Source organism: Mesorhizobium delmotii, from assembly GCF_900149755.1.
Lineage (GTDB): Bacteria > Pseudomonadota > Alphaproteobacteria > Rhizobiales > Rhizobiaceae > Mesorhizobium > Mesorhizobium delmotii.
Map to the genome: position 1 here is coordinate 187,323 of NZ_FUIG01000103.1, position 24,005 is coordinate 211,327.

The 24,005-nt window shown below is 63.3% G+C and carries 26 protein-coding genes; 13 read left to right on the plus strand and 13 right to left on the minus strand.

Annotation, left to right across the window (positions count from 1 at the left end):
• Window positions 1-63: 63 nt before the first annotated feature.
• From BQ8482_RS36580 to BQ8482_RS36590, 3 genes are all read left to right on the plus strand, one after another.
• On the plus strand, window positions 64-963 hold the full coding sequence (locus BQ8482_RS36580) for a hypothetical protein (protein WP_123151936.1): 900 nt from the start codon (window positions 64-66) through the stop codon (window positions 961-963).
• 51 nt (window positions 964-1,014) lie between these two features.
• Window positions 1,015-1,218, plus strand: a complete 204-nt coding sequence (locus tag BQ8482_RS36585) for a hypothetical protein (RefSeq protein ID WP_244603129.1) — start codon at window positions 1,015-1,017, stop codon at window positions 1,216-1,218.
• Between the two features lie 72 nt (window positions 1,219-1,290).
• A complete protein-coding gene (locus tag BQ8482_RS36590) occupies window positions 1,291-1,866 on the plus strand; it encodes a TMEM175 family protein (RefSeq protein ID WP_123151937.1) in 576 nt (191 codons plus the stop codon).
• 6 nt (window positions 1,867-1,872) lie between these two features.
• Here BQ8482_RS36590 and BQ8482_RS36595 read toward each other — a convergent pair whose 3' ends face one another.
• Window positions 1,873-2,154, minus strand: coding sequence for a hypothetical protein (locus BQ8482_RS36595; RefSeq protein ID WP_095494736.1), 282 nt, complete (start codon window positions 2,152-2,154; stop codon window positions 1,873-1,875).
• 134 nt (window positions 2,155-2,288) lie between these two features.
• On the opposite strand from BQ8482_RS36595, the gene BQ8482_RS36600 reads away from it, so the two are divergent.
• Window positions 2,289-3,155, plus strand: coding sequence for an SDR family NAD(P)-dependent oxidoreductase (locus BQ8482_RS36600; RefSeq protein ID WP_123152098.1), 867 nt, complete (start codon window positions 2,289-2,291; stop codon window positions 3,153-3,155).
• Between the two features lie 3 nt (window positions 3,156-3,158).
• Here the strand turns inward: BQ8482_RS36600 and BQ8482_RS36605 are convergent, their stop codons facing one another.
• From BQ8482_RS36605 to BQ8482_RS36615, 3 genes are all read right to left on the minus strand, one after another.
• Window positions 3,159-3,587, minus strand: coding sequence for a low affinity iron permease family protein (locus tag BQ8482_RS36605; RefSeq protein ID WP_165848854.1), 429 nt, complete (start codon window positions 3,585-3,587; stop codon window positions 3,159-3,161).
• A gap of 83 nt (window positions 3,588-3,670) precedes the next feature.
• Window positions 3,671-4,312, minus strand: coding sequence for a DapH/DapD/GlmU-related protein (locus BQ8482_RS36610; protein ID WP_123151938.1), 642 nt, complete (start codon window positions 4,310-4,312; stop codon window positions 3,671-3,673).
• 70 nt (window positions 4,313-4,382) lie between these two features.
• Window positions 4,383-4,871, minus strand: a complete 489-nt coding sequence (locus tag BQ8482_RS36615) for a CreA family protein (protein ID WP_123152100.1) — start codon at window positions 4,869-4,871, stop codon at window positions 4,383-4,385.
• A 203-nt stretch (window positions 4,872-5,074) separates the two neighbouring features.
• Here BQ8482_RS36615 and BQ8482_RS36620 point away from each other — a divergent pair, with 203 nt between their 5' ends.
• Both BQ8482_RS36620 and BQ8482_RS36625 read left to right on the plus strand, forming a co-directional pair.
• Window positions 5,075-5,653 (plus strand): SCO family protein, encoded by a 579-nt coding sequence (locus tag BQ8482_RS36620; protein WP_123151939.1) that lies wholly within the window; start codon window positions 5,075-5,077, stop codon window positions 5,651-5,653.
• A 65-nt stretch (window positions 5,654-5,718) separates the two neighbouring features.
• Window positions 5,719-6,591: a 50S ribosomal protein L11 methyltransferase gene (locus tag BQ8482_RS36625; protein WP_123152101.1), complete on the plus strand. Its 873-nt coding sequence runs from the start codon at window positions 5,719-5,721 to the stop codon at window positions 6,589-6,591.
• 35 nt (window positions 6,592-6,626) lie between these two features.
• On the opposite strand, the gene BQ8482_RS36630 is transcribed toward BQ8482_RS36625, so the two are convergent.
• Window positions 6,627-6,812: a hypothetical protein gene (locus BQ8482_RS36630; RefSeq protein ID WP_123152102.1), complete on the minus strand. Its 186-nt coding sequence runs from the start codon at window positions 6,810-6,812 to the stop codon at window positions 6,627-6,629.
• Window positions 6,813-7,004: 192 nt separating this feature from the next.
• Window positions 7,005-8,237 carry an IS4 family transposase gene (locus tag BQ8482_RS36635; protein WP_123152103.1) on the minus strand — a complete coding sequence of 411 codons (1,233 nt, stop codon included), beginning with the start codon at window positions 8,235-8,237 and terminating at the stop codon, window positions 7,005-7,007.
• A gap of 474 nt (window positions 8,238-8,711) precedes the next feature.
• On the opposite strand from BQ8482_RS36635, the gene BQ8482_RS36640 reads away from it, so the two are divergent.
• Entirely contained in the window at window positions 8,712-10,559 is a 1,848-nt protein-coding gene (locus tag BQ8482_RS36640) for an aminopeptidase P family protein (RefSeq protein WP_208867964.1), read from the plus strand.
• Window positions 10,560-10,722: 163 nt separating this feature from the next.
• Here the strand turns inward: BQ8482_RS36640 and BQ8482_RS36645 are convergent, their stop codons facing one another.
• Window positions 10,723-12,237, minus strand: coding sequence for a winged helix-turn-helix domain-containing tetratricopeptide repeat protein (locus BQ8482_RS36645; protein ID WP_123152105.1), 1,515 nt, complete (start codon window positions 12,235-12,237; stop codon window positions 10,723-10,725).
• A gap of 163 nt (window positions 12,238-12,400) precedes the next feature.
• On the opposite strand from BQ8482_RS36645, the gene BQ8482_RS36650 reads away from it, so the two are divergent.
• The 6 genes from BQ8482_RS36650 to BQ8482_RS36675 all read left to right on the plus strand — a co-directional run bounded on the left by BQ8482_RS36650 (window position 12,401) and on the right by BQ8482_RS36675 (window position 17,050).
• On the plus strand, window positions 12,401-12,847 hold the full coding sequence (locus BQ8482_RS36650; protein ID WP_123152106.1) for a cupin domain-containing protein: 447 nt from the start codon (window positions 12,401-12,403) through the stop codon (window positions 12,845-12,847).
• A 202-nt stretch (window positions 12,848-13,049) separates the two neighbouring features.
• Window positions 13,050-13,598: an RNA polymerase sigma factor gene (locus tag BQ8482_RS36655; RefSeq protein ID WP_244603130.1), complete on the plus strand. Its 549-nt coding sequence runs from the start codon at window positions 13,050-13,052 to the stop codon at window positions 13,596-13,598.
• Complete coding sequence (locus BQ8482_RS36660; RefSeq protein ID WP_123151941.1) at window positions 13,595-13,999, plus strand: hypothetical protein; 405 nt, start codon at window positions 13,595-13,597, stop codon at window positions 13,997-13,999. Before BQ8482_RS36655 ends, BQ8482_RS36660 begins: the two co-directional genes overlap by 4 nt.
• Window positions 13,996-14,463: a periplasmic heavy metal sensor gene (locus tag BQ8482_RS36665; protein WP_123151942.1), complete on the plus strand. Its 468-nt coding sequence runs from the start codon at window positions 13,996-13,998 to the stop codon at window positions 14,461-14,463. Before BQ8482_RS36660 ends, BQ8482_RS36665 begins: the two co-directional genes overlap by 4 nt.
• Window positions 14,464-14,535: 72 nt before the next feature.
• Window positions 14,536-15,906, plus strand: a complete 1,371-nt coding sequence (locus BQ8482_RS36670; protein ID WP_244603131.1) for a DUF1800 domain-containing protein — start codon at window positions 14,536-14,538, stop codon at window positions 15,904-15,906.
• A 52-nt stretch (window positions 15,907-15,958) separates the two neighbouring features.
• Window positions 15,959-17,050, plus strand: a complete 1,092-nt coding sequence (locus BQ8482_RS36675; protein ID WP_123151944.1) for a DUF1501 domain-containing protein — start codon at window positions 15,959-15,961, stop codon at window positions 17,048-17,050.
• Window positions 17,051-17,074: 24 nt separating this feature from the next.
• On the opposite strand, the gene BQ8482_RS36680 is transcribed toward BQ8482_RS36675, so the two are convergent.
• The 6 genes from BQ8482_RS36680 to BQ8482_RS36705 form a co-directional block, all read right to left on the minus strand.
• Window positions 17,075-17,371, minus strand: a complete 297-nt coding sequence (locus BQ8482_RS36680) for an AzlD family protein (RefSeq protein WP_077383210.1) — start codon at window positions 17,369-17,371, stop codon at window positions 17,075-17,077.
• Entirely contained in the window at window positions 17,368-18,096 is a 729-nt protein-coding gene (locus BQ8482_RS36685) for an AzlC family ABC transporter permease (protein ID WP_123152107.1), read from the minus strand. The genes BQ8482_RS36680 and BQ8482_RS36685 overlap by 4 nt, the downstream gene beginning before the upstream one ends.
• A gap of 209 nt (window positions 18,097-18,305) precedes the next feature.
• A complete protein-coding gene (locus tag BQ8482_RS36690; RefSeq protein ID WP_123152108.1) occupies window positions 18,306-18,992 on the minus strand; it encodes a DUF2461 domain-containing protein in 687 nt (228 codons plus the stop codon).
• Complete coding sequence (gene ligA / locus BQ8482_RS36695; RefSeq protein WP_123151945.1) at window positions 18,989-21,139, minus strand: NAD-dependent DNA ligase LigA; 2,151 nt, start codon at window positions 21,137-21,139, stop codon at window positions 18,989-18,991. Before ligA ends, BQ8482_RS36690 begins: the two co-directional genes overlap by 4 nt.
• A gap of 213 nt (window positions 21,140-21,352) precedes the next feature.
• Window positions 21,353-23,023 carry a DNA repair protein RecN gene (recN, locus tag BQ8482_RS36700; protein ID WP_123151946.1) on the minus strand — a complete coding sequence of 557 codons (1,671 nt, stop codon included), beginning with the start codon at window positions 23,021-23,023 and terminating at the stop codon, window positions 21,353-21,355.
• A gap of 13 nt (window positions 23,024-23,036) precedes the next feature.
• Window positions 23,037-23,906, minus strand: a complete 870-nt coding sequence (locus tag BQ8482_RS36705) for an outer membrane protein assembly factor BamD (RefSeq protein WP_123152109.1) — start codon at window positions 23,904-23,906, stop codon at window positions 23,037-23,039.
• Window positions 23,907-24,005 lie beyond the last annotated feature (99 nt).

Here is a 24,005-nt window from a genome sequence, read left to right on the forward strand (position 1 = left end):
CTGCCGACGGACAAACCAAGACCTCTGGGGGTTATGTCCGATCTCACTCATGGGGGGAGACTCATGGTCGAAGGTGAATTCCACGTCGTGGCGCATTGCCCCAGTTGCGGGGTACCCGCGGATGCTTGGCTTACGGAAGTGCCCGCCCCGGATCTGACCGCAGAGTCTGCGTCCGATGCGATAGCAACTGGAGACATCGAGATAGAATGTGAGACTTGCGGAAACGTGTTTCCGGTCACGATTACGGCTCATTTAACTGGATGGGAAGCTCATCTCACCGACGACCCCAAGACGAAGGCCGAATTCGAACAGTTGGACTATTCGTATGACGACTGGCTCGAGGAAATGGAGCCGGAGCCTCATCCTCGTGCCATATTCAACCAAGCAATTAGCGATTGGACAAGTCTACTACACCTAGTTGGCGACAAGAGGTCGGGGGCAGCCGGCATCAACAGAATGCTGCTTGTCCAACTGTTCTCGATTATCGAAGCCTACCTGTCAGATGCCGTGATCAAGCTTGCATTCGAAGATCGTGCTGTCGCCAAAGCCATTGTGGAGTGGCACCCCGATCTGAAAGTAGAGCAAGTATCTCTAACGACGGTGGCGTCACAGCCGAATTTAGTGCGCGACATGGTTGTCGCCCAGCTGCGGAAAAAGACCCAGTTCCACCGGTTCGAGTTCCTGAATGGCATGCTGCGTGCAGCCATTGGCCACCGTCTTCTGCCAGGCGACAAAGTTAAACGAGACCTGATTCTGCAATCCGTCCAAAGTCGTCACCACTGCGTGCATCGAAATGGTCGCGACGTTGACGGCAAGATCTTGGATAGCGTGACTGTAGACTACCTAGATCGGTTGGCCCGGTGTTTTATGGAGACAGTCGAAAGGCTAGCAACGGCGATCGATGAGATCGAAGCCAAACGACCATCTCCGCTTTCAGAGGACCTGCTTGCTATCCAGTGGTGACACTTGCCTAGGGAGCATAGCCTATCCCTTTTCGACTGTGCAAACCCTTGCGTGATAGGCGAGGAAGCGCCGTGGTGGAGCTTTCCGTTCGGCTCAATCACGTCGCTCGCGCTGGCAGCCGCCTATTACCGCTTCGGCCGCTGGCGCACCCTGCACATGATCGAAGACAGGCCGGCCGCCGGCGAGCCGCCGGACACCGGCCTCGGCGTGCCGCACCAGCGCGCGCATCTTTCGCCCGAGACGCCGAACGGCTGAACGACAGCGCCCAGGCCTTCCCTCCAGCCACTTCGATCGCCTAGGATGAGCCAGGCGCAGTGGAGGAAATCCATGGGCAAGGGACGAGTCGAGGCATTTACCGATGGCGTCATCGCCATCATCATCACCATCATGGTGCTCGAGTTGAAGGTGCCGCATGGCGCGGAGTTTTCCGTGCTGGCACCTCTATGGCCCACGTTTTTCAGCTACGTGCTGTCCTTCATCTATGTCGGCATCTACTGGAACAATTTGCACCACATGTTCCACACCGTGCAGCGGGTGGATGGCCGCGTGCTGTGGGCGAATTTGCATCTGCTGTTCTGGCTGTCGCTGATGCCCGTCACCACCGCCTTCATGGGCGAAAACCATTTCGCGCCGGTGCCTGTCGCCGTTTACGGTGTTGTCCTGGCGCTTTGCGCGGCCGCCTACTTCATTCTAGTCGTCATGCTGCACCGGCTGCATGGCAACGACACTGCCTTCGCCAGAGCGGTAGGCACCGACCGCAAGGAAAAGATCTCGTTGGTCCTCTATATCGCCGCCATTCCGCTGACCTTCGTCAATCAATGGATTAGCGTCGCGCTCTATGTGCTGGTTGCCATGATCTGGTTCGTGCCGGACAAGCGGTTCGAGAGGCTGGTCGAAAAATAGGTCTGCCTATTCCCGCATTGCTTTCAGCTTTTCCGCCACCGAGGCCGCAAGGTCGGCATAGCGCTCCTCAAGCCGCTCGGCCGCCTTGATCACCGAAAAATCATGGCCGAATTTTTCCAGCGCCATGCGCAGCTTCTCGACGAATTCCGCCTGTTTTTCGAGCGCCGAAAACAGCGTCTTCACTTGCGCTTCGCTGATGTCGGGATTGGCAAGCATTTGCGGCACCTCGCGGCTCATCTGGTCGCCGGTGGCGGTCTGTTCTTTCAGGATCTCGATCCAGTCGGTCAATCGGTAATCTCCTTCTTACCCGGACAGCATGCGCAGCGCGTGCCGATGTGGTCAACCCAAGGATGCCAAAGCGGGCTTGCGCGAGCCCCTCGCCGCGCTAAGTTCGGCGCAGCTTGAACGAGGACGCTATAGCCATGACCACCGATGCCGAAATTCAGCGCGCTTTGCCTGCCCTTGCCTCCGGCAACGTTGCCGTCGTCACCGGCGGCGCCAGCGGCATCGGCCTTGCCGCGGCCAAGCGGCTGGCGGCAATGGGCCTGAAAATCGTGCTGGCCGATATCGGCGGCGCGCGGCTCGATGAGGCTGCCGGCGCCGTTGCAACGATTGCCGGCGACAGCGCGGTACTCGCGGTCGCCACCGATGTCTCGAAAGCCGACGAACTCGACCGGCTGGCCGAAAAGGCGTTCGGTGCGTTCGGCGGCGTGTCGCTGTTGATGAACAATGCCGGCGTCGGCAACAATCCCGGCAAACCCTGGGAGAACCGCGACGCCTGGAAACGGCTGCTGGACATCAATTTCTGGGGCGTCGTCCATGGCGTCGAGGCCTTCGCGCCGCGTATGCTGGCGGCCGCCAGGCCGGGCCTGATCGTCAACACCGGCTCCAAGCAAGGCATCACCACGCCGCCCGGCAACCTTGCCTACAACGTCTCCAAATCAGGCGTGAAGACGTTCACCGAAGGCCTGGCACATGCGTTGCGCAACGAGCCCGGTGCCAACATCGCCGCGCATCTGCTCATCCCGGGGTTCACTTTTACCGGCCTGACCGAGGGTGCGACCGAAAAGCCCGCCGGCGCCTGGACAGGCGAGCAGGTGATCGACTTCATGCTGGCCTCGCTGGTGCGTGACGACTTCTACATCCTGTGCCCCGACAACGAGGCGACACGGCCTATGGACAAAAAGCGCATGGCCTGGGCGATCGGCGACATTATCGAAAACCGCCCTGCTCTGTCGCGCTGGCACCCGGATTACAAGGAGGCTTTCGCGGCGTTCATGGAAGGCTGACGCTCACGCCGCATGGTTCTTCGAGCCGTGCTTTTGCGCAGCGGCTTTCTTGACCGCCGCATCGGCGATCTTCTGGTCATGCCGTTTCGCCGCCTGTTCACATTTTTTGCGGATCTCCTCGACCTCGGATTCTGTCAGGTGCTCGATGCCGATAAAAGTATTGTGGGCTTTGCCGACCCGGATCAACTCATCGAGTTTCGTCTGAATCGCCGTGCCATCGCGGTTCTGGGTGTTTTGGATGAGGAACACCATCAGGAAGGTGACGATCGTCGTGCCGGTATTGATGACGAGTTGCCACGTATCCGAAAAGCCGAACAACGGCCCGCTTATCGCCCAGACAACGATGACCAGAAAACAGACGGCGAATGTCGTCGGCAAACCGGCAAGATGGGCAACGTAGGTGGCGATCCTGGTGAAAAGCTTCTCGATCATGGCAAGAGAAACAACCGGCAACCGCTCCGGGTTCCCTTGCAAGGAGGGATTTCACGGACATAACAGTGCACGCGCCTGCCAAATCAGGATATTTCGTTTTCCCAGCGGTCGAGGAAGGCCTCGAGCGGCATTGCCTGCATGTCGGGGACTGCCTTTGCCAGTTTCTCGGGCGGCCAGTCCCACCAGGCTAGGCTTTCGATCCGCGCGGCGATGTCCGCCGCGAAGCGTTGGCGCAATTGCCTGGCCGGAACGCCGGCCACAATCGCATAAGCAGGTACGTCGCGGGTCACCACAGCATTGGCGCCGACGATCGCGCCATTACCGATGGTCACATCAGGCATGATCACCGCACCATGGCCGATCCAGACATCGTGGCCGATGCTGACGGATTGCGCCCGCCGTCGTTCCCGGAACGCCGCGTCGACGCCCAGCCAGCGAAAATATTCGTTCGGGCGGTAGCTGAGCTTGTGCTGGGTCAGCCGCTCAATCGGATGCTCCAGCGCGTTGATCCGGCTGTTGGCGGCGATCGAACAGAACTTGCCTATGGTCGTGTAGATCGCCTCGGCGTGGCGCTCGAAATAAGAGAAATCACCCACTGTGACTTCACGCAAGATGACCCGCTCGCCGATCGAGGCGTAGCGCCCAAGCTTGCACGCCTTCAATTCCGCGGTCGGGTGGATGCGCGGCTCGGGGTCTTTCAGGACAAGATTTTCGGGACGGTCCATGCCGGCGGCTTTACGCCCGAGCGATTGGTCCCGCAAGCGGGACCAATCGTCCGTCACCTGTTACCAGAGCCTATTTTGGCTTGCCGTTGCTCCACACCACGTTCTGGCCGTAGAGCGGCACGGTGGTGACCGACATTTTCGCCGAACCGTCCTGCACCTGGCGCGAGTGCGACAGATAGATCAGGGTCTCATTGGTCTTGTCGTAGATGCGGTTCACCACCTGCTTCTTCCAGATCAGGCTGATGCCCTGCTTGAATACCTCCTCGCCGGCCTCGCTCATGTCGATGTCGCTGATGGTGATCGGCCCGGTCTGGCGGCACGAGATCGAGGAATCGGACGGGTCCTCGAACCAGTTGCCCTTTTGCAGGCGATCGATCACGCCGCGGTCGAAATAGGAGACGTGGCAGGTCACGCCTTCGACCTTCGGGTCCTTGATCGCCTCGACGATGATGTCGTTGCCGAGCCAGTCGACGCCGACCTTGCCGACCTCCTGGGCGACAGCCGCACCAGCACCGATGACAAGGCATGCGGCCAAAGCGCCGCCGATCAGTTTTCGCAAGGAAGCCTCCTGCGGTTCGAGTTTTGCCGACCTCAGGTGGGACGGGCGGCAGCGCTTTGCAAGCGGATCATTTTTTGACAGGAATGCCGGTTGCGGCAACGCGACATCTTTGCGCGCGCGAGATCAAACCGTTAAGAGTGTTCGCCCAACAAGCTCCATGGCGCCGATACCGCGCCAATGAAAATCGCAATGGACACCAATTGATGATGCGTTCAATTCTGGTCGGCATTCTCGTCCTGATGGCGGCGGGCATCGGCTGGCTCACCTTCGACTGGTACCGCGGGCATTATGGCGGCGAGCCGTTCGGCGCGCCGTTCAGTTTGGTCGACCAGAAGGGCGCTCCGGTCACCGAGGCTGCGTTTCGCGGCCACCCCAGCGTCGTCTTCTTCGGCTTCACCCATTGCCCGGAAGTGTGCCCGACCACGCTGTTCGAACTGGCGAGCTGGCTGAAGACGATGGGTGACGAAGGCAAGAACCTGCGCGCCTATTTCGTTACGGTCGACCCGGAGCGCGACACGCCCGACGTCCTGAAAGCCTATATCAGCAATTTCTCCGACCGCATCCTCGGCATCACCGGTGACCCGGACAAGGTCCACGCCATGGCCAAATCCTTCGGCATCTATTCGAAGAAGGTCGATACGGGCAACGGCGACTACACGATGGACCACACCGCTTCGGTGCTGCTGCTCAACGCCAGGGGCGATTTCGCCGGCACCATCGCCTACGGTGAAAGCCCGGACACCGCCATCGCCAAGCTCAAGCGGCTGGCGGCGGAAGGTTAGAGCATGATCCCGAAAAGTGAGACCGGTTTTCGGAAAAGATCATGCTCAAACAAAAACATCGTTTGATGACCCAAACGCGGCTTTATTTCACCACTGGAAAGATCGAGGCCGACCGTATCTTCGCGGCGTTGGAAACGGCCTTCGAGGACGAGGGTCTGCCGATTGCCATCCTCGAAGTCGATGAGGATCGCGACATCCAGGAAGTGTCGCTCTATGCCGACGGCGATGTCGACGCCGTCGAGGCGCGTGTGGAAGAGATCCTTGCCGGGCTTGCCTTGTCGAGGCCGATTGCGCGCGAGCCCGTGCCAGATATCGACTGGGTGACGCGTTCGCTGGAGGGACTGAAGCCGGTACGCGCCGGCCGTTTCTTCGTCCACGGCGCGCATGACCGCAGGAAGCGCCACAGCGGCGAACTCGCCATCGAGATCGAGGCGGGCCTCGCCTTCGGCACCGGTCATCACGGCACCACCGCCGGCTGTCTTGAAATGCTGGAACAGGTCGTGCGGCGCGAGCGCCCGCTCAACGCGCTCGACCTCGGCACCGGCAGCGCGGTGCTGGCCATCGCGCTGGCTAAGCTCGCCCATATCCCGGTGCTGGCGACCGACATCGATCCGGTCGCCACAAAAGTCGCCGCCGCCAATGCGCGGCTCAATCACGTCAAGGCGCTCGTCGAAACGGTGACGGCGCCGGGCTTCCACCATCCGATCTTTGCCGCGCGCGGCCCCTTCGACCTCATCGTCGCCAACATACTGGCGCGGCCGCTGATGCGGCTGGCGCCCGAAATGGCCAGGTATATCGCTTTGGGCGGCTCGATCGTGCTGTCAGGCATCCTCGACCGGCAGCGCGACGCGGTGATCTCGGCCTATGTCGGCCAGCAGTTCCGCCATGTCAGGACGTTGCATCGCGAGGGCTGGGTGACAATCCACCTCAAGCGGTGACGCGCAGCGCCTTCAAACGCCAGCCATAAATTCGCTCAGACGTAGCGCGACCTTGCCGCCTTCTTCAGTTCTTCGCGATCGTAGCCGTTCGCTTTCAGCGTTTCGTCGTCAAAGCCAAGCAGAACGCCGCTCACATACCGGCTCGCTTCGCGCTGGCGCGCTTCGATGAGAGCATTCATGGCGCTTCTGAAAAATCCGCGTCTGGCTGAAATCGTGGACATGATGGTCTCCTTTGCAGGGCAGTAAGACTCGTTCCTCCACACCGAAAACGTAAGCTCTGCTGACCTTTTTTTGAATCGCTGATTCTGCATGGCGTCCATGCGCAAAAGCGCACGTCGATGACCACTGTCGATGGCGGCGCCGCCCCTCATCCGCCTGCCGGCACCTTCTCCCCGTATAGTGACCTATCGGATTCACACATCATGAACATCGAGCGTGGCTCCGCACTTGATGGCGTGGAACTCTGCGAGGCCGATGCGCATGACCTTGGGGCCTGGCTTGCCGTAGTAGCCGGTCCAGCCGCCGAGGCGAGCGATGACCCAGGCTGCGAAGGCCAGAGATCCTTTGGGATGGGGATTGCGTTGTCGCTCGGTCTTGCCTTCAAGCTTGGCAGAGACGGCTTCGAGAATGGGACGGTCGTCGGGATCGAAAGCATCGCTGAGCCTCTGATCGGTGTTGCCGTCGCGGGCCTGCACGAGTTGCTTGATGGTGACGGCGGCGATCGTGGCGGCGGCGGCGAAGTTGATCATGGCATGCGGGTCGCCGATGTCGGCCGCCTCGATGTCGAAGCCTGCCGTCTTGAGGGTGCGGAAGAACTCCTCGATGACCCAGCGCGAGCGGTAGAGGTCGACGACACGGCGTGCCTGGGCCACGGTGGCGACACTGTGGGTGGTCAGCAAGCGCCAATGCACCGGTTCGCTGCCGTCTTTCGGCTTCGACACCTCGCGGACATCGACCAGTATCAAACCGACCGTCTCGGGCAACGCCGGATCGGCTCCGTTGAGTGGGCGCCGCACCGTCACCGGCGCGTAACGCACCGCCAACTCGGCATCCCGTGCGCATCGTCCGGGCGCGGCGGGGATGGTCACGGCAAAGCGGCTTTGCTCAGGCTGGGCGTCGATGAAGGCGAACAGCAAGCCTGGCTCTTCTTGCGCGGCCTCGATGCGCCGGTTCTGGCAGGCCCGCACGATCAGGTCGACATTGTGCGGACGTTCGGCGAAGAGTTCATAAAAGTCGCTCTCGCGATCCGACACCATGGTGATGCTGGCCGCCCCTTCCAGAACCGCGCCGGCCTGCTTGGTTGCATCGATCCAGCGCTGCGATTCCTTGTTGATCGTCGCCCGCTGGCGCCGCGGCGCCAGTTCTTCTGCGCCGCGGTTCCAGACCTGCATAGAGACCAGGCCCAGCAGCGCTCCCGTGCCGGCCTCTACCGCCAGCATAGGGTGCAGCATCAGACCTGCTGCATTGCCATTGCCGACCGGACCGTAGCCTGGCCGCGCCCGCCGAGAACCCAGCGCCAATTCCGAGCTGTCTTGCACGGCAACGACATGGCGACCGGCCGCGCGCCGCCCGGTCTGTTCGCCGGCATGCCGCGACATCTCCGCAGCGCTCACCGAGCGGTTGCGCAGAAATCGCGTGAACTGCATCTCGCCCGCCCGACTGCCGCCAAGCCGGCGGATACACGATCCAGGCCGCGCAACCAGCGCGGCATGCAAGCAGGCCCCCCTTTTTCCAGGCGGCGATCGCCAAATCGCCCCAGCCCGTGCTCGATGCCGGTCATTCAAACCTCCTTCGTCTTTCCGGCCGAAATAGAATCGAGCTTCGCCGCAAAGCGCAACCGAGATGTGTGAATGCGATAGGTATAGTGACGGGGAGAAGGGGGAATTGCCGCAACCTCGCCGCCCTTTCTGCACCGCCGACAATTGGCGAAAATCATTGGTGATAGCGTCTTTCTCCCCGTCACTATACGGGGAGAAATGCCCGGCAGGGCAATGAGGGGCAGCGCAGACCTGAAGCGATTGCCCTGCTGGATCGAATCCGGCCGGCGGCCAGCATAGCAAAAGTCGATTCCGATTTTCGGGGTCATACGCTACGGTCGCGCCAGCATCCGAGGAGAGGCCATGATGTTCCAGACCTTTGATTCCGCCGGCGACCCCGCTGTCGCCAAGCCGCGTGTGGCGCTGCTGCGTCAATGGCTGGCTGCCAACGGCTTGGATGGCTTCATCGTGCCTCGTGCCGACGAGCATCAGGGCGAATATGTCGCCGACCGTTCGGCGCGGCTGAAATGGCTGACTGGCTTCAGCGGTTCGGCCGGCGTCGCCATCGTGCTCGGCGACGGCGCCGTCATGTTCGTCGACGGGCGCTACACGCTGCAGGTACGCCAGGAGGTCGATCTCGACATCTTCTCGATCGAAAGCCTGGTCGACAATCCGCCCGCCACCTGGATCAAGGACAATCTCGGCAAGGGCGTGCGGCTTGGCTTCGATCCGTGGCTGCAGACGATCGGCGACGTGAAAGCGCTGAAAGCTTCGGCCGAAAAATCGGGGGCGGTTTTGGTGCCGCTCGAGAAGAATCCAATCGACGTCATCTGGAAGGACCAGCCCGAACCGCCGCTGGCGCCGGTCGAGCTCCATCCGATCGCCTTTGCCGGCGAACTGGCCAAGGATAAGCTGGCACGGCTGGCCGAGGCCATCGGCAAGGACGGCGCCGCCCATGCCGTGCTAACGGACCCGTCCTCCATCGCCTGGGCCTTCGACATCCGCGGCGGCGACGTGCCGCACACGCCGCTGGCACTCGGCTTCGCCGTGCTCGCCGCCGATGGGTCGCATCTCCTTTTCATGGACCAACGCAAGTTTTCGCGCACCGTCGCGGCCTATTTGACGCAGCTCGCCAAATTGCACGAACCCAGTGAATTCGAAGCGGCGATCGCAGGATTGGCCAAGGGCGGCGCGAAGGTCGCGCTGGATCCGGTGCTGGCGGCGGAGAAGCTCAGGATGCTGGTCGAGGACAATGGCGGCACCGTCATCACTGCACCCGATCCTGCCCGCATTCCACGCGCGACGAAAAACCAGGCCGAGATCAACGGCGCCCGCGCCGCGCATCGCCGCGATGGCGCCGCGGTGGCCAAGCTGCTTTGCTGGCTCGACCGCCAGGAACCCGGCAAGCTCGACGAGATCGCGGTCGTCACCAAGCTCGAGGAGTGCCGCCGCAGCACCGGCGAGGAAACGCAAATGCCGCTGCGCGACGTGTCCTTCGACACCATCTCGGGCGCTGGCCCGAACGGCGCAATCATGCACTACCGCGTTTCCCACGCCACCAGCCGAAAGCTTCAGTCTGGCGAGTTGTTCCTGCTCGATTCGGGCGGACAGTATCAGGACGGCACCACCGACATCACCCGCACCGTGCCGATCGGCACACCGACCGAGGAAATGCGCGAACGCTTCACGCTGGTGCTGAAGGGCATGATCGGTATTTCCATGCTGCGCTTTCCCCCGGGCACACGCGGCTCCGAGATCGATGCCGTGGCGCGGCTGGCGCTGTGGAAACACGGTTGCGATTTCGCCCACGGCACCGGCCACGGCGTCGGCTCCTATCTGGCAGTGCACGAGGGCCCGCAGCGCATCGCAAGGACCGGCACCGAAAAGCTGCTGGCAGGCATGATCGTCTCCAACGAGCCGGGCTACTACAAGGAAGGCTCTTACGGCATCCGCATCGAGAACCTCATTCTGGTGACGCCGGCCGAGCAGATAGAGGGCGGCGACATCGCCATGCACGGCTTCGAGACACTGACGCTGGCGCCGATCGACACCAGGCTGGTGCGATCCGACCTTTTGACGCGCGACGAGCTGCATTGGCTCGACACATACCACCAGCGTGTGCTGGCCGAGATCGGACCGATGCTCGAAGGCGAGACGCTGGCCTGGCTGGAAAAGGCAACCGCGCCGCTGCCGCACGACCAGAAGATTTGATTTTTCGGCAAGGCGGTGGGTCAGCTATCGACCCGGGACAGACCGGATCACCCCTTTGGAATCATGACATGAGTGCGAAGCGGACTTTGGCTTGTGCTGCCCCAACAGTTGCGCGAAGCACGTCACGCAGACGATGCCAATCTGCCGGGAACGGCCTGTGGCCTTATCGTTGCCAACCGGCTTTCTTCAACAGATGCGCCATCTCATCTGCCCAATGTGGATTGCGCAGCCTGAACGGCGCCAAGGCATCGCCTGAAGGGTTTTCCATTTCCCGCATCAGCTCAACGCAAGATCCAGCCTCCGGCAAGCGGCCGAGCGAAACGTAGCAGCAGGCGAGTGTTTCGTGGGTGGGCCGCCATGCCGGAGCGATCTTGCGCGCCTTGATGGCCGCGGCAAGCGCCTCGCTTGCCTGTCCTGCAAACAGGTAGGCGAGCGCCAGGATATTGAACCAGACAAAGTTCTGCGGATCGTAAGGGTTCAACATAAGGCCGTGCTCGAGCGGCGCTATTGCCTCCGATGCGCTGCCGCGGAAAAACTGCCCCATTCCCATCACCAGATGACCAAGGGCGAAGCTTGGGCTGATCTCTATCGCCTTTTCCGCGGCAAGAACGGCCTGTTCCGGTGCATTGGCATAGATGCTGCAGATGGCCAGCGCGTAATGCGAATAGGGGTTCTTCTCGTCGAGCCGAACCGCCTTCAAGGCTGCATCCAGACCTTCCCGGATATCCTGTGCCGGTTTGTCGCTCCAGCCGTAAGCGACGATGCCGGCGCTCACGCGGCCGAGCCAGAGATGGGCCTCTGCGAGTTCAGGATCGAGCCTGCATGCCTCCCGGAACAGCTTGCGGGCACTCAAGTGAGTTTGACGGCCGACGTGGTGGAAATGCCAGGTACCTTGCCGCAGCAGGTCCCAAGCCGTCGCATTTCCGCTGTTGCGTGCAGCGGCTGGAAGCGACTCCGTCTTGAGCAGTTCGGGCTCGATCGCGCCGGCCACCCGCTCGGCTATGGCATCCTGGACGGCGAACGCCTCCGTCATTTCCATCTCGTATCGTTCGGCCCAGATCTGATTGGCCGAGGCCGCATCGACCAATTGCGTCGAGACCCGAATATGCTGGCCGGACCGGCGCACGCTGCCTTCCAGCACATAACGGACGCCAAGCTCGCGGGCCACCTGTTTGGAGTCGACTGGCTTGTCTTTATAGACGAAGCTGGAATTGCGGCCGATCAACCGGAACCAGCGGAACCTCGTCAGCGCTGTGATGATGTCCTCCGTGATGCCGTCAGCCAGATAGGCCTGTTCCCTGTCGCCGCTGACATTGGCGAACGGCAAGACCGCGATGGACGGTCTTTCGGAGAGTCCCGCCGGCTGGCCGGAACTTGGCAGCGCGCCGTCTGGAGCGGCGTCCAGCACACGGACGCTGCTGGCGAAACGATATCCGGTGCGGGGAACCGTGGCGATCCACTCGCTGCCGTCTGGCTGTGGCCCGAGCAGCTTGCGCAGGGCTGCAATCTGCACAGAGAGATTGCTTTCTTCGACAACGGCATCGGGCCAAGCCGCTTCCATAAGCGCCGTCTTGCTCAGCACTTGAGCCGGTGCCTCCAGCAGGGCTTGAAGCAACGACAAGCCTTTGTGCCCGAGCGCAACCGGCCGGCCCTCGCGGACAAGCCCCCCGCGCAGCATGTCGAGCACGAACGGCCCGAACGCTAAGCATCGCGGCGCTGCGACATTCCGCTTACCGGCTTCGGAAGAATTCGGAACTTTTCGCCTCCCCTTTTAGGACTCCGGCCGGACGTGCGGTCATCTTGGCCGTTCTTCGTATAGACTAACACAAATGGAGGTCGAAATGACGATGTTGAAGCAACCGTCAGGAGCGGACAGTGTGGCGCCCAGCGACAGAAAAGCTGTAATCGTCGGGGCTGGCGAGGCTTATCGGGCCGAACAGGGATCGGACTATCTGCCGGGAATAAGTGCTGAGACCGTCGGCGCGAAGGCGCTTTGGCTGGGCGTCGTCACGATGCCTCCGGGGAAGCGGACCAAGGCCCACGTCCACGCACGTCACGAAACAGCATTTTATATGCTGAGCGGAGACGAGCTGGAGATGTGGAGCGGGGACGACCTGCAATTTCGGGACGTCGTGCATCCCGGCGACTATCTCTATATTCCGGCCAACGTGCTCCACGTCGCCGTGAACCGGGCAAGCACGCCGGCCATCTTTATCGGCGCCCGCAACGAACCGACCGCGCAGGAAAGCGTCGTTCTGTTCCCGGAGATGGACGGGAGGATACCGTAGAAGGCGACCTTCTAGGACTGATTGGTGGGCGTCCTTCAACCGAACATTCCGCCAATGGAGTGCCACCAGACCGGACCATTCTGTCGCCCCAGCACGGGTCGCCGACGGATTTCGCATTGAAACTCGTTGAAGACACATCGCGGGTGCAGGATGACGGATGTGTCGGCAGAAGGTCTGGCGTGGTGGAACGAGAAGGCAGAGCGTGGGCGAGACCGACGAGCGGCTGCTGGCGCTGATCGCGCAAAACAATGCGGCTGCGGTGGAAGCCATGGTCGAGCGCAAGCTGCCGCGGCTGATCCGTCTCGCCATGCGAATGCTGGGCGACCGCGGCGAGGCGGAGGACGTCGCGCAGGAGACCTTCTTGCGCATCTGGCGAGCGGCTCCGGGCTGGCGCGCCGGCGAGGCGAAGTTCGATACGTGGCTGCATCGCGTCGCACTCAATCTCTGTTACGACCGGCTGCGCAGGCGGCGGGAGACGCCGGTGGCGGAACTTCCCGATCGCCCCGACGAACGCCCGGGCGCAGAAGCCGATATGCTCGCAGCCGACGATCAGCACCAGGTGCGGCGCGCGCTGGCCGAGCTGCCGGAGCGCCAGCGCGAGGCGATCGTGCTGCAGTATTATCAGGAGCTTTCGAACAGCGACGCGGCAGAGGTCATGGGGATCAGCATAGAGGCATTGGAAAGCCTCTTGTCGCGGGCACGGCGGCAGTTGCGCTCCAGGCTCGGACGAGACAGGGACGAAATGACATGACTCCAGAGAGGTTTTCCGAGCTCGTTGCCGCCTATGGCGGGTCGCCGCGGCGCTGGCCTGAAAACGAGCGCGCGGCGGCGCTGGACTTCATCGCCGCCAATCCGACTCAAGCCGAAGTCGCACTTGCCCCGGCGGCGGAGCTCGACGATCTGCTGTCGCGCCATCGCGTCGCAGCTCCGGACGGCGCGCTCGCGCGAAGAATCATCGCCACGGCGCCGCATGCGCTGTGGCGCCGCACACGGCTCATCTGGCAGTGTGCCGGGTTGGCCGGCATCGGACTGGCGGGCGCGCTAGCCGGTGTGCTGACAGTCGCCGTGCTGTTGTCGCTCAACAGCGCCCCTGACGATGGCGATGCCTACGCGCTGACCGCATTCGGCGACATTCAGGGGGACGTGCAATGAGCGAACGCAGCATCAGGATCCTGCTTGCCGTCTCGCTGGCGCTGAACATCTTCGTGCTCGGCGCCGCCGCCGGCGCTGGCTATATGTGGCGCACGCAGGGGGCGCAGCGCGACGGGGCGGGCGACCAGCGCGGCCTGCGCTTCGCTGCGGCCGGCCTGTCGCCCGAACAGCGCAAGGCGTTCCGCCAGACACTCGCCGATGCCCGGCGCCAGTCGGCTGCCGACATCGAAGCGGGTCGGACCGGCCGCGAGCAGGTCGCGCGCCTGATCGAGGCCCAGCCGATCGACGCAGCGGCTGTCAATGAGACGCTCGCTTCGGTTCGGCAAGCCGATATGGCGCTGCGCGGCCGGCTCGAACAGGCGATCGTGAGCTTCGCGACGGGACTGACGCCGGCCGACAGGGCGCGGCTTGTCGACGGCCTGCGCGGCCGCAGCAACATGCTGCGCCGAGCGGGCGAAAAATAGAGATGGAAAGAGCGACGGATTCCGGTCACTGCCGCGTTGAAGCCTCTGAAAACAATGCTGACGGAGGCACGATTGGCACGCCCGAGCGAGGTCGCGGTCGCGCTCAACCGCTTCGGCCTGGGCGCCCGGCCCGAAGACGAGGCGCCGGACGACCCGAAATCCTGGTTGGTAGCGCAGTTCGAAAGCTACGACGCAAGCCCGGCGGTCTTTTCCGGCGCGCGGGACTCGGCCACTCTCGGTGACGGCTATGCCGAGGCGATGCTCGAGGCCAAGGACGCCGAGGGGGCCGCAAAGATGGCCGCCCGCAAAGCGGCGCGCCAGGAGGCTCAAGCGCTTTATCGCGACGAGGTCGACATGCGGGCACGCGCGGCGCTCAAGACATCGACCCCCTTCATCGAGCGGCTCGTGCATTTCTGGTCGAACCATTTCGCCATCTCGGCGGAGAAACCGCAGGTGACCCTGATCGCCGGCGCCTTCGAGCGCGAGGCGATCCGCCCACATGTGCTCGGCCGCTTCGAGGATATGCTACTCGCCGCCGAGCGCCACCCGGCGATGCTGTTCTATCTCGACCAGGTGCGCTCGATCGGTCCCAACTCGAGATTTGCCAACCGCGCAGCAAAACGCAACGCTAAGCGCAAACCCGGCATCAACGAGAACCTGGCCCGCGAAATCATGGAACTGCACACACTCGGTGCACGCTCCGGCTACAGCCAGGCCGACGTGACCGAATTCGCGCTGGCGCTGACCGGTTTCAGCACCGGACGCGCCAGAGGGCGGGGCCAGGCCGGCGCCTTCACCTTTCGACCCGGGCTGCACGAGCCAGGCCAACGCACGATCATGGGCAAGACCTACGACCAGGGCGGGGACAAACAGGCGCTCGCCGTGCTCGGCGACCTCGCGGCGGCCGAGGCGACCGCAACGCAGATCGCCGCCAAGCTGGCGCGCCACTTCATCGCCGACGAGCCGCCGGCAGCGGTCGTGACACGGCTCGCCGAAGCCTTTCGCCGGTCGAACGGCGATCTCGTCGCTGTCTACCGCGCGCTCATCGACAGTCCAGAGGCCTGGCAACCGGCGGCGGCGAAGTTCAAGACGCCGTGGGAATGGACGATCTCGGCGCTGCGCGGCCTGGGCCGCAGCGACATCGGCAAGCCGCGTTTGGCGCAACTGCTCAAACAGCTCGGCCAACCGGTATGGCGTCCGCGTTCGCCGGCCGGCTATGACGACGTTGCCGGGAGTTGGGCGGCACCCGACGCACTGGTCCGCCGGGTTGAGGCGGCGCAGCGCCTCGCCGCACAGAGTGGCGACATCGATCCGCGAGATCTCGCGCGAAAACTCTTTGCCGGCTCACTCAGCGACCTGACAGTGGCCGAGATCGACCGCGCCGAGAGCCGACGCACCGGCATCGCGCTGCTGCTCGTGTCGCCCGATTTTCAGAGGAGATGACCAAGATGAAACGCCGTCAATCCTCACTCTCGCCGGCGCCGGCCTCGGCTCTATGCTGATCGCGCCGCGCATCGTCTTCGCCAATGTGGAAACCGACCGCCGCTTCGTTTTCATCATCCAGCGCGGCGCCGCGGACGGGCTGAACACGATCATTCCCTATGCCGATCCCGCCTACCGCACGCTGCGCGGCTCCTTGGCAATCGACAATCCGATAAAGCTCGACGGTACGTTTGGCCTGCATCCTTCGCTCACCGGGCTCGGGAAGCTGCATCAGCACCAGCAGGCACTGTTCGTCCACGCGGTCGCTTCGCCCTATCGCGAGCGCTCGCATTTCGACGGTCAAAACGTCCTCGAAAGCGGCGGCAGTTCGCCCTATGAACGCAAGGACGGCTGGCTGAACCGGCTGGTCGGCATGCTGCCTAAGTCTCGCGGCGAAGCGATCGCTTTTGCACCGACCATCCCGCTGGCGCTGCGGGGCCAGGCGGACGTCACTTCCTATGCGCCATCCGCTCTGCCAGAGGCGCCGGACGAACTGATGATGCGCGTCGGCAAACTCTATGACGCCGACGAACAGCTGCATGCGCTGTGGAGCAGCGCGATAGAGACACGGGCGCTGGGCGCGGTGAACGCGCAGCGCAAGGACGCAGCGAGCGTCGGCCGCACCGCTGCGGGCTTCCTCTCCAAGGCCGACGGACCGCGCGTTGCCATGATCGAAACCAGCGGCTGGGACACGCATAGCGGCCAGCAAGGCTGGCTGGCCAACCAGTTCAGAGCGCTCGACGCGCTCATCGATGCGTTGCACGTTGGGCTCGGGGATATCTGGAAGGATACGACCGTGCTGGTCGCCACTGAGTTTGGCCGCACTGTCGCCGTCAACGGCACTGGCGGCACCGACCACGGTACGGCATCGGCCGCGATGATCGCTGGCGGAGCGGTGAATGGCGGGCGGGTGCTGGCCGACTGGCCGGGACTGTCTACCGGTGCGCTCTACCAAGGACGCGACCTCGCACCGACGCTCGACCTCGACGCGCTGATTGCGGTGACGGCCGCCGAAACGTTTGGTCTCGATCCGGAAGAGACGATGCGCACGCTCTTTGCAGGAGGTCGATTCGACCCCGCGATCTCCGACATCGTGCGCAAGTAGGACTGGCGTACTCAGCCGGTCCGGTTACCCGACGAACTGGCGGGCGAGGACCAGCACAGCGGCGCCGGCCAAAAACATCGCCATAAGCCCGCCGCGCAGCGAGACCAGCCCGGCGACGATCAATGCCGCCCATTCCGCCGGCCCGGCGCCAAGCGCCGCGGGCGCCACCAGCGTCGTCAGCACCGCGGCAGGCACGGCGTTCAGCCCGGCCTCGACGCGCGGATGAATGTTTTCAAAGCGCGAGATCACCAGATGGCCGCCGATGCGGGTCAGATAGGTGGCAATCGCACCGGCGATGATGATCCACAAGGTTGTGCTCATGGCCGCGCCTCCACACCACTGTGGTGCGGCGGCAGGATGACTGCGAGCAGCACGCCGGCCACGGCGCCAATGGAGACGTGCCAGGGCGAGCCTACCGTCTTGTAGGCGATGATGGAGGCAGCAGCACTGGCGACGACCACCGGCAGCCATAGGGGCCGTTTGCGAAAGCTCATGACCAGGCCGAGAAAATAGATCGGCAGCAGGAAGTCGATGCCCAGCGCATGTGTGTTAGGAATGAGCTTGCCGAACACCGCGCCAAGCGCGCTTTCGGTCACCCAGAACACGTAGACCGGCAGACCAAGTCCCATATACCAGGCGAAGCCGACCGTTTCGCCGGCCTCCGCCTTGCGCTCGGCCACCGCGAACTGCGGATCGGTCAGAATGAAATAGCCGACGGCCTGCTGCATCAGCGGCCAGTGCGCGATGCGCCGGCCGATACCCGCCGAGTAGAGCACATGGCGGAAATTCACGGCGAAGATCGACAGCACGATCAGCCATGGCGCGACATGCTGCCCGAACAATTCGATGCCGACCATCTGGCTGGCGCCGCCGAAAACCATGGCGCTCATCAGGAAGGCTTCCAGCACCGAAAAACCGTTGTCGACGGCAAGCGCCCCGAACAGCAGTCCAAACGGCGCCGCCGCCACCACGACGGGCAAGCTGAGCCGCACGCCATGCCAGAGATCGCTTTTTGCGCGGTTTTCGGAGATTGCTTCCGCCGACATCAGCCACTCCTTAGAGCGCCGCTCGTCCTTTTGGACGAGCAAAGGACGCTCTAACACTTTGAATCCACGCATCGGGCCATCCGAAAATCGATCCCGATTTTCGGGCCGATGCGGGGGGAAAGCCCGTATGTAGGGATCGCCGCCAGCCTTGTCACACCAATTCGCTTGAGCCAATGATCAGCGGAAATGATCGCTGGAACGCAGCCAGTCTACTCGACCTGGCCTTCGATCGCCCTGCCCCAGTCGAGCAGCGGTCTTGCCCGCAAGGCGAAATCGACAAGCTCGTCGACCAAGGCCGGCCCATGGATTCCAGCAGGGTCGATTTCGTGCCGGACGGCGAAATGCCGGTTGCGGATGGCCGCGGCGAGATCGGCGTCCGTGACATGCTCGAAGCCGCGTGGCACGCGCTTCATGCAACCTTCCGCATCGAGTTCGAGACGATTTTGCTTCAGCGCCTTGATCAGCGCCCGGAATTCACCCGGCCGCGTCGCAATAGCCCGGCGCATCGCCAGGAGCAGCTCCGGCCCGGGCTGCCACCAGGCAACGCCTGCAAAGCAGCGGTCGAGCCCAATGTAAACGAAGAACACGCCCTGCTCCATCTTGGTGCCGTCGGGTGAGAGAATCGCCGACAGATGCCGGTTGTAGGGTCGTTTGTCCTTGGCGAAACGCACGTCGCGATTGATCCGGAACAGCGACTTCTTGCGATCGCCGCGCAAACCCAGCCCCGCTGCCGCGAAACGCTCGGACAGCGTTTCGACCAGATCGCCGAAGGGGTCGCGCAGCTCGCCTTCGAAAAGGTCGCGGTTTTCCAGAAACCACTCCCGGCTCTGATGAAAATCGAGTGCCTTGAGGAAAGGAATGGCCTTTTGGCCGAACCCGTTAAATGCCACCGTCACGACTTGCCGATCCGCGCCAGCCACGCATCCTCGTCGATCACTTCGATGCCGAGCTCGGTGGCGAGCTTGAGCTTGGAGCCGGCACCTGGCCCGGCAACGACGAGATCGGTCTTCGTCGACACCGAGCCGGCGACCTTGGCGCCGAGCTTTTCGGCCATCGCCTTGGCCTCGTCGCGCGACATTTTCTCCAGCGCACCGGTGAAGACCACCGTCTTGCCGGAGACCGGCGACGACACGCGACCGACCGGCTCCTCGTCGAGCACTGTTACTTCCGCCAGCAATGCATCGAGCGCCTGCCGGTTATGGTCTTCGGCGAAGAAATCGACCACCGCTTCGGCAACGATCGAGCCGATGCCGTTGATGCCGTTCAACTCCTGCCAGGCAGCGTTGCCAGGGTCACCCTTGCCGGCCGGCATGACGGCGTTTTGCCCGGCTTCGCGAAAAGCGGCAAAGGAAAGGAAATGGCGGGCCAGCCGCTTGGCATTGGTCTCGCCGATGTGGCGGATGCCGAGCGCATAGAGGAAGCGCGAGAACTCGATCTGCCGCCGATCGTCGATTGCCGCGAACAGCTTGCGTACCGAGGTCGCGCCGAAACCGTCGACATTCTCGAGCTTGGTCAGCGATGCTGCCTGCCGTGCCTTCAGGGTGAAGATGTCGGCCGGCGAATAGATGCGCAGCGACGGATCCTCGGCATGGAAGAAGAACTCAATCTGCTTCTCACCGAGCCCCTCGATATCAAAAGCACCTCGAGACACGAAATGGCGCAGACGCTCGACCGCTTGCGCAGGGCAGATCAATCCGCCGGTGCAGCGCCTGACGGCTTCACCCTCCTCGCGCACAGCGTGGCTGCCGCAGGCCGGGCAAAGCACTGGGAAAGCATATGGCAGACTGTCGGGCGGCCGCTTTTCCATGACCACGTCGATGACCTGCGGGATGACATCGCCAGCACGCTGGATGCTCACCGTGTCGCCGATGCGAATGTCGCGGCCTTCGCGGATCGGCTGGCCGCTGTTGCCGATGCCCTTGATGTAGTCCTCATTGTGCAGCGTTGCGTTAGTCACCACGACGCCGCCGACCGTCACCGGCACCAGCCGCGCCACCGGGGTCAGCGCGCCGGTGCGGCCGACCTGGATGTCGATGCCGGTCAGGATCGTCGTCGCCTTCTCGGCCGGGAATTTGTGCGCGATCGCCCAGCGCGGCGAGCGTGAGACGAAGCCCAGCCGCTGCTGCAGCTCGAGGCTGTTCACCTTGTAGACGACGCCGTCGATGTCGTAGCCGAGCGTCGCCCGGTTGGATTCGATCAGCCGGTATTGTTCGAGCAGCCCCTCGACGCTGTCGAACAGCTTCATCAGCGGATTGACCCTGAAGCCGAAACGCTCGAACGCGGCCACCATGCCCATCTGCGTGTCGGCGGGCATGGCGCTCACCGCGCCCCAGGTATAGGCAATAAACCGCAGCGGCCGGCTGGCGGTGATCGACGTGTCGAGTTGGCGCAAGGAGCCTGCCGCCGAGTTGCGCGGATTGGCAAAAACCTGCTTTCCGGCCTCGGCATTGCGGCGATTGAGTTCGGCGAAATCAGTGAGGCGCATATAGACCTCGCCCCGCACTTCCAATACTTCGGGGAAATCCCCCGAAAGCACATTGGGAATCTCGGCGATGGTGCGGGCGTTGGCCGTCACATCCTCGCCGACCTGACCGTTGCCACGCGTTGCCGCCGTCACCAGCCGTCCGGCCTCGTAGCGCAGCGACAGCGACAGGCCGTCGATCTTCGGCTCGGCCGTCATCGCCAGCGGCGCGTCGGCGCCGAGCCTGAGGAAGCGGCGGATGCGGCCGACGAAATCGATCACGTCCGCTTCGGCAAAAGCGTTGTCGAGCGACAGCATCGGAATGGCATGGACGATCTTGCGGAATTTCTCCGAGACCGCCGCACCGACTTTGCGTGAGGGCGAATCCTCGCGCACAAGGGCGGGAAACCGCTGTTCGATGGCGAGGTTGCGCCGCCGCAGGGCGTCGTAAGCCGCGTCCGAAATCGTCGGCGCGTCCTCGGCATGGTAACGCTGGTCGTGAGCGGCGATTTCCTCGGCCAGCCGCTTCAGCTCGCTGGCTGCTTCACTTTCGCTGAGTGAATCGACGGGTTTTTCGGGCATGCACGGCTCCTCGACGCAGGACCCCGAAGACCGGAACGATTTTCGGGGTCATGGCAAAAATCAAATTGCTACAACGTCCCTGCGCGTCCGAAAGGACGCGCGGCGCTGCAGCGGTGGCGCGCCACAATAGATCAGGATTTTGAGAAAATCATTCCTGAGCAGCAGGATGGAGCCACATCCTGACTCGACCCACAACGCCGAGCATGAGCTCCGCTATGCTGCGGTGTTTTCGCGAAGCAGCCGCTCGGCAGCCGCGCGCGCCTCGTCGGTGATGGTCGCCCCGGCCAGCATCCGCGCGATCTCTTCCTGGCGTGCCGCGCGGTCCATCTCGGCGATGCCGGTGGCAACACGATCGGCGCCGCCGGATTTGGAGATCAGGAAATGCGTCGCCGCGCGTGCCGCCACTTGCGGCGCGTGCGTAACCGAAAGCACCTGCACGCGCTTCGACAGCCGCGCCAGCCTTTGGCCGATGGCGTCCGCCACCGCGCCGCCAACGCCGGTGTCGATTTCATCGAAGACCAAGGTCGGCGCCGAGCCGCGGTCGGCCAGCGCCACCTTCAGCGCCAGCAGGAACCGCGAAAGTTCGCCACCGGAGGCGACTTTCATCATCGGGCCCGGTCTTGTGCCGGGATTGGTGCGCACCCAGAACTCGACCTGGTCGATGCCGTCTTCCATGCGGCTCTCGGCCTCACTTGCCATCTCGACGATGAACGCGGCCCGTTCGAGCTTCAGTGCCGGCAGTTCGGCCATCACCGCCCTGGTCAATCCGATCGCCGCCGCATGGCGCAGTGACGAAAGCTGTGCCGCGGCAATGTCATAGGTTTCGCGCGCGGCGGCGGCTTGCTTCTCCAGCCCGTGCAGGCGCTCCTCGCCGGCGTCGAGATCGGCGAGATCGGCCGCCATCGTGTCGCGCAATTGCGCCAGATCGTCGACCGCCACACTGTGCTTGCGTGAGGCGGCGCGCAGCGAAAACAGCCGCTCCTCGGCCTGTTCCAGCCGCCGCGGATCGTATTCGGTGGCGCGAAGTGCCGCTTCCACGCCCGATTGCGCCGCGTCGAGCGACAGCATCGCCTCGTCGAGCGATTTGACCACGTCGTCGAGCAGGCCGGGCGCCTCGGTCACCTTGCGCTGCAGCCGCCGCAACAGGCTGGCGAGTTGCGGCAGGGGCGAGGACGGGCCCGAGAGCACATCTTGCGCGTCGTGGATTTCCAAGGCGATCTTTTCCGCCCGCATCATAGAGGCACGGAGTTCGGCAAGGTCGGCTTCCTCGCCGGGTTGGGGGTCGAGCTTCGTCAATTCGGCGACCGCGGCGCGCAGATAGTCGGCCTCGCGGGCCGCCGCCTCCACCTTGGCGCGGTGTCGCAAAAATTCCTGCTCGCAGGCCCGCCAGTACCGCCATGCTTCGCCGGTCGCCCGGACAGCGCCGAGATGACCGCCGAAGCTGTCCAGTAATTCGCGATGGGCGCCGGGATCGACCAGGGCACGCTCGTCATGCTGGCCGTGGATCTCGACCAGCGCGTGACCGACGTCGCGCATCAGCGTCACGCTGGAAGGCTGGTCGTTGACGAAGACGCGGGTGCGGCCGTCCGCCGTCTGCACGCGCCGCAGGATGATGTCGCCATCGTCCTCGATAGCGTTGTCGGCAAGCAGCATGCGGGCAGGATGGTTGCGCGGCACGTCGAACACCGCGATGACCTGGCCCTGTACCGCGCCATGCCGCACCAGCGAGGCGTCACCGCGGGCGCCAAGCGCCAGCGACAGCGCGTCGAGCAGGATGGATTTTCCAGCGCCGGTTTCGCCGGTCAGCACTGAAAGACCGGACGAGAAATCGATGTCCAGTTTCTCGATCAGAACGATGTCGCGGATCGACAGTCTGGAAAGCATGGTGGCGCGCCGCTCAGGCGCCGGTGATCAGCTTCCCGGCCTTGGCGATCCACGACCCGGCATTCTCGCGCGGCTCGAGCCCACCAGTCTGCAGGAGCTTGTAGGAATCCTTGTACCACACGCTGTCGGGATAGTTGGTGCCGAGCACAGCCGCGGCAGTCTGCGCTTCCGATGTCAGCCCCATCGCATAATATGTTTCCGTAAGGCGCGCGAGCGCTTCCTCGACATGACGCGTGTTGGAATAGGTCTCCACCACGAGCCGGAACCGCTTGACGGCGGCGATATATTCACGGCGCTCGAGATAGTAGCGGCCGATCTGCATCTCCTTGCCGGCGAGCTGATCGTTGGCGAAGCGGATCTTTTCCTTGGCGTCATCGACATATTCGGAATCGGGCCAGCGCGTCACCAGCTCCTGCATCGTCTGCACGGTCTGACGCGCTTCCTTCTGGTCCTGGGTGACATCCCTGATTTGCCGGTAATAGCTGAGCCCGATGATGTACTGGGCATAGGCCGCGTCGTCGGTCGACGGATAGAGCGTGAGATAGCGCTTGGCCGAACCGATCGCCTCGGTATAGTTGCCCTGGCGATAATCGGCAAAGGCGCCCATCACCATCGATTTGCGGGCGTATTCGGAATAGGGATGCTGGCGGTCGACCGCACTGAATTTGCGGCTCGCCTCCTGCAGGCGCCCGGCATTCAGATTGGCGAGGCCCTGATTGTAGAGAACGTCGGCCGGCTCGGTCTGCTCGACATAGGTCGACAGGTCGACATCCTTTTCGGACGACATGCAGGCCGACAGGAACAGCGATGGAACAACCACCGAAAGCGCCAGGAAAACAGCCCGATGCGGCGCTTTCGATTGACCAATTCGCTTGAAGAACATGATTGGATTCCGCCCTTTCGGCGTCATTTCAGTCGTCATTTCGCTCTGGGGCAGCAGGCATAACCATAATCGCCGTGCCCGGCAACGCTATCTCCGGCC

Bases quoted from the DNA above. Each gene is read 5' to 3' on its own strand.
- BQ8482_RS36685 (WP_123152107.1), bottom strand. From the start codon at position 18,096: ATGTCGGCGGAAGCAATCTCCGAAAACCGCGCAAAAAGCGATCTCTGG.
- BQ8482_RS36640 (WP_208867964.1), top strand. From the start codon at position 8,712: ATGATGTTCCAGACCTTTGATTCCGCCGGCGACCCCGCTGTCGCCAAG.
- BQ8482_RS36620 (WP_123151939.1), top strand. From the start codon at position 5,075: ATGATGCGTTCAATTCTGGTCGGCATTCTCGTCCTGATGGCGGCGGGC.
- BQ8482_RS36680 (WP_077383210.1), bottom strand. From the start codon at position 17,371: ATGAGCACAACCTTGTGGATCATCATCGCCGGTGCGATTGCCACCTAT.
- BQ8482_RS36635 (WP_123152103.1), bottom strand. From the start codon at position 8,237: ATGCAGTTCACGCGATTTCTGCGCAACCGCTCGGTGAGCGCTGCGGAG.
- BQ8482_RS36665 (WP_123151942.1), top strand. From the start codon at position 13,996: ATGAGCGAACGCAGCATCAGGATCCTGCTTGCCGTCTCGCTGGCGCTG.
- BQ8482_RS36645 (WP_123152105.1), bottom strand. From the start codon at position 12,237: ATGCTGCGCGGGGGGCTTGTCCGCGAGGGCCGGCCGGTTGCGCTCGGG.
- BQ8482_RS36600 (WP_123152098.1), top strand. From the start codon at position 2,289: ATGACCACCGATGCCGAAATTCAGCGCGCTTTGCCTGCCCTTGCCTCC.
- BQ8482_RS36650 (WP_123152106.1), top strand. From the start codon at position 12,401: ATGACGATGTTGAAGCAACCGTCAGGAGCGGACAGTGTGGCGCCCAGC.
- BQ8482_RS36580 (WP_123151936.1), top strand. From the start codon at position 64: ATGGTCGAAGGTGAATTCCACGTCGTGGCGCATTGCCCCAGTTGCGGG.
- BQ8482_RS36675 (WP_123151944.1), top strand. From the start codon at position 15,959: ATGCTGATCGCGCCGCGCATCGTCTTCGCCAATGTGGAAACCGACCGC.
- BQ8482_RS36625 (WP_123152101.1), top strand. From the start codon at position 5,719: ATGACCCAAACGCGGCTTTATTTCACCACTGGAAAGATCGAGGCCGAC.
- BQ8482_RS36630 (WP_123152102.1), bottom strand. From the start codon at position 6,812: ATGTCCACGATTTCAGCCAGACGCGGATTTTTCAGAAGCGCCATGAAT.
- BQ8482_RS36610 (WP_123151938.1), bottom strand. From the start codon at position 4,312: ATGGACCGTCCCGAAAATCTTGTCCTGAAAGACCCCGAGCCGCGCATC.
- BQ8482_RS36590 (WP_123151937.1), top strand. From the start codon at position 1,291: ATGGGCAAGGGACGAGTCGAGGCATTTACCGATGGCGTCATCGCCATC.
- BQ8482_RS36705 (WP_123152109.1), bottom strand. From the start codon at position 23,906: ATGTTCTTCAAGCGAATTGGTCAATCGAAAGCGCCGCATCGGGCTGTT.
- BQ8482_RS36605 (WP_165848854.1), bottom strand. From the start codon at position 3,587: ATGATCGAGAAGCTTTTCACCAGGATCGCCACCTACGTTGCCCATCTT.
- recN (WP_123151946.1), bottom strand. From the start codon at position 23,023: ATGCTTTCCAGACTGTCGATCCGCGACATCGTTCTGATCGAGAAACTG.
- ligA (WP_123151945.1), bottom strand. From the start codon at position 21,139: ATGCCCGAAAAACCCGTCGATTCACTCAGCGAAAGTGAAGCAGCCAGC.
- BQ8482_RS36660 (WP_123151941.1), top strand. From the start codon at position 13,595: ATGACTCCAGAGAGGTTTTCCGAGCTCGTTGCCGCCTATGGCGGGTCG.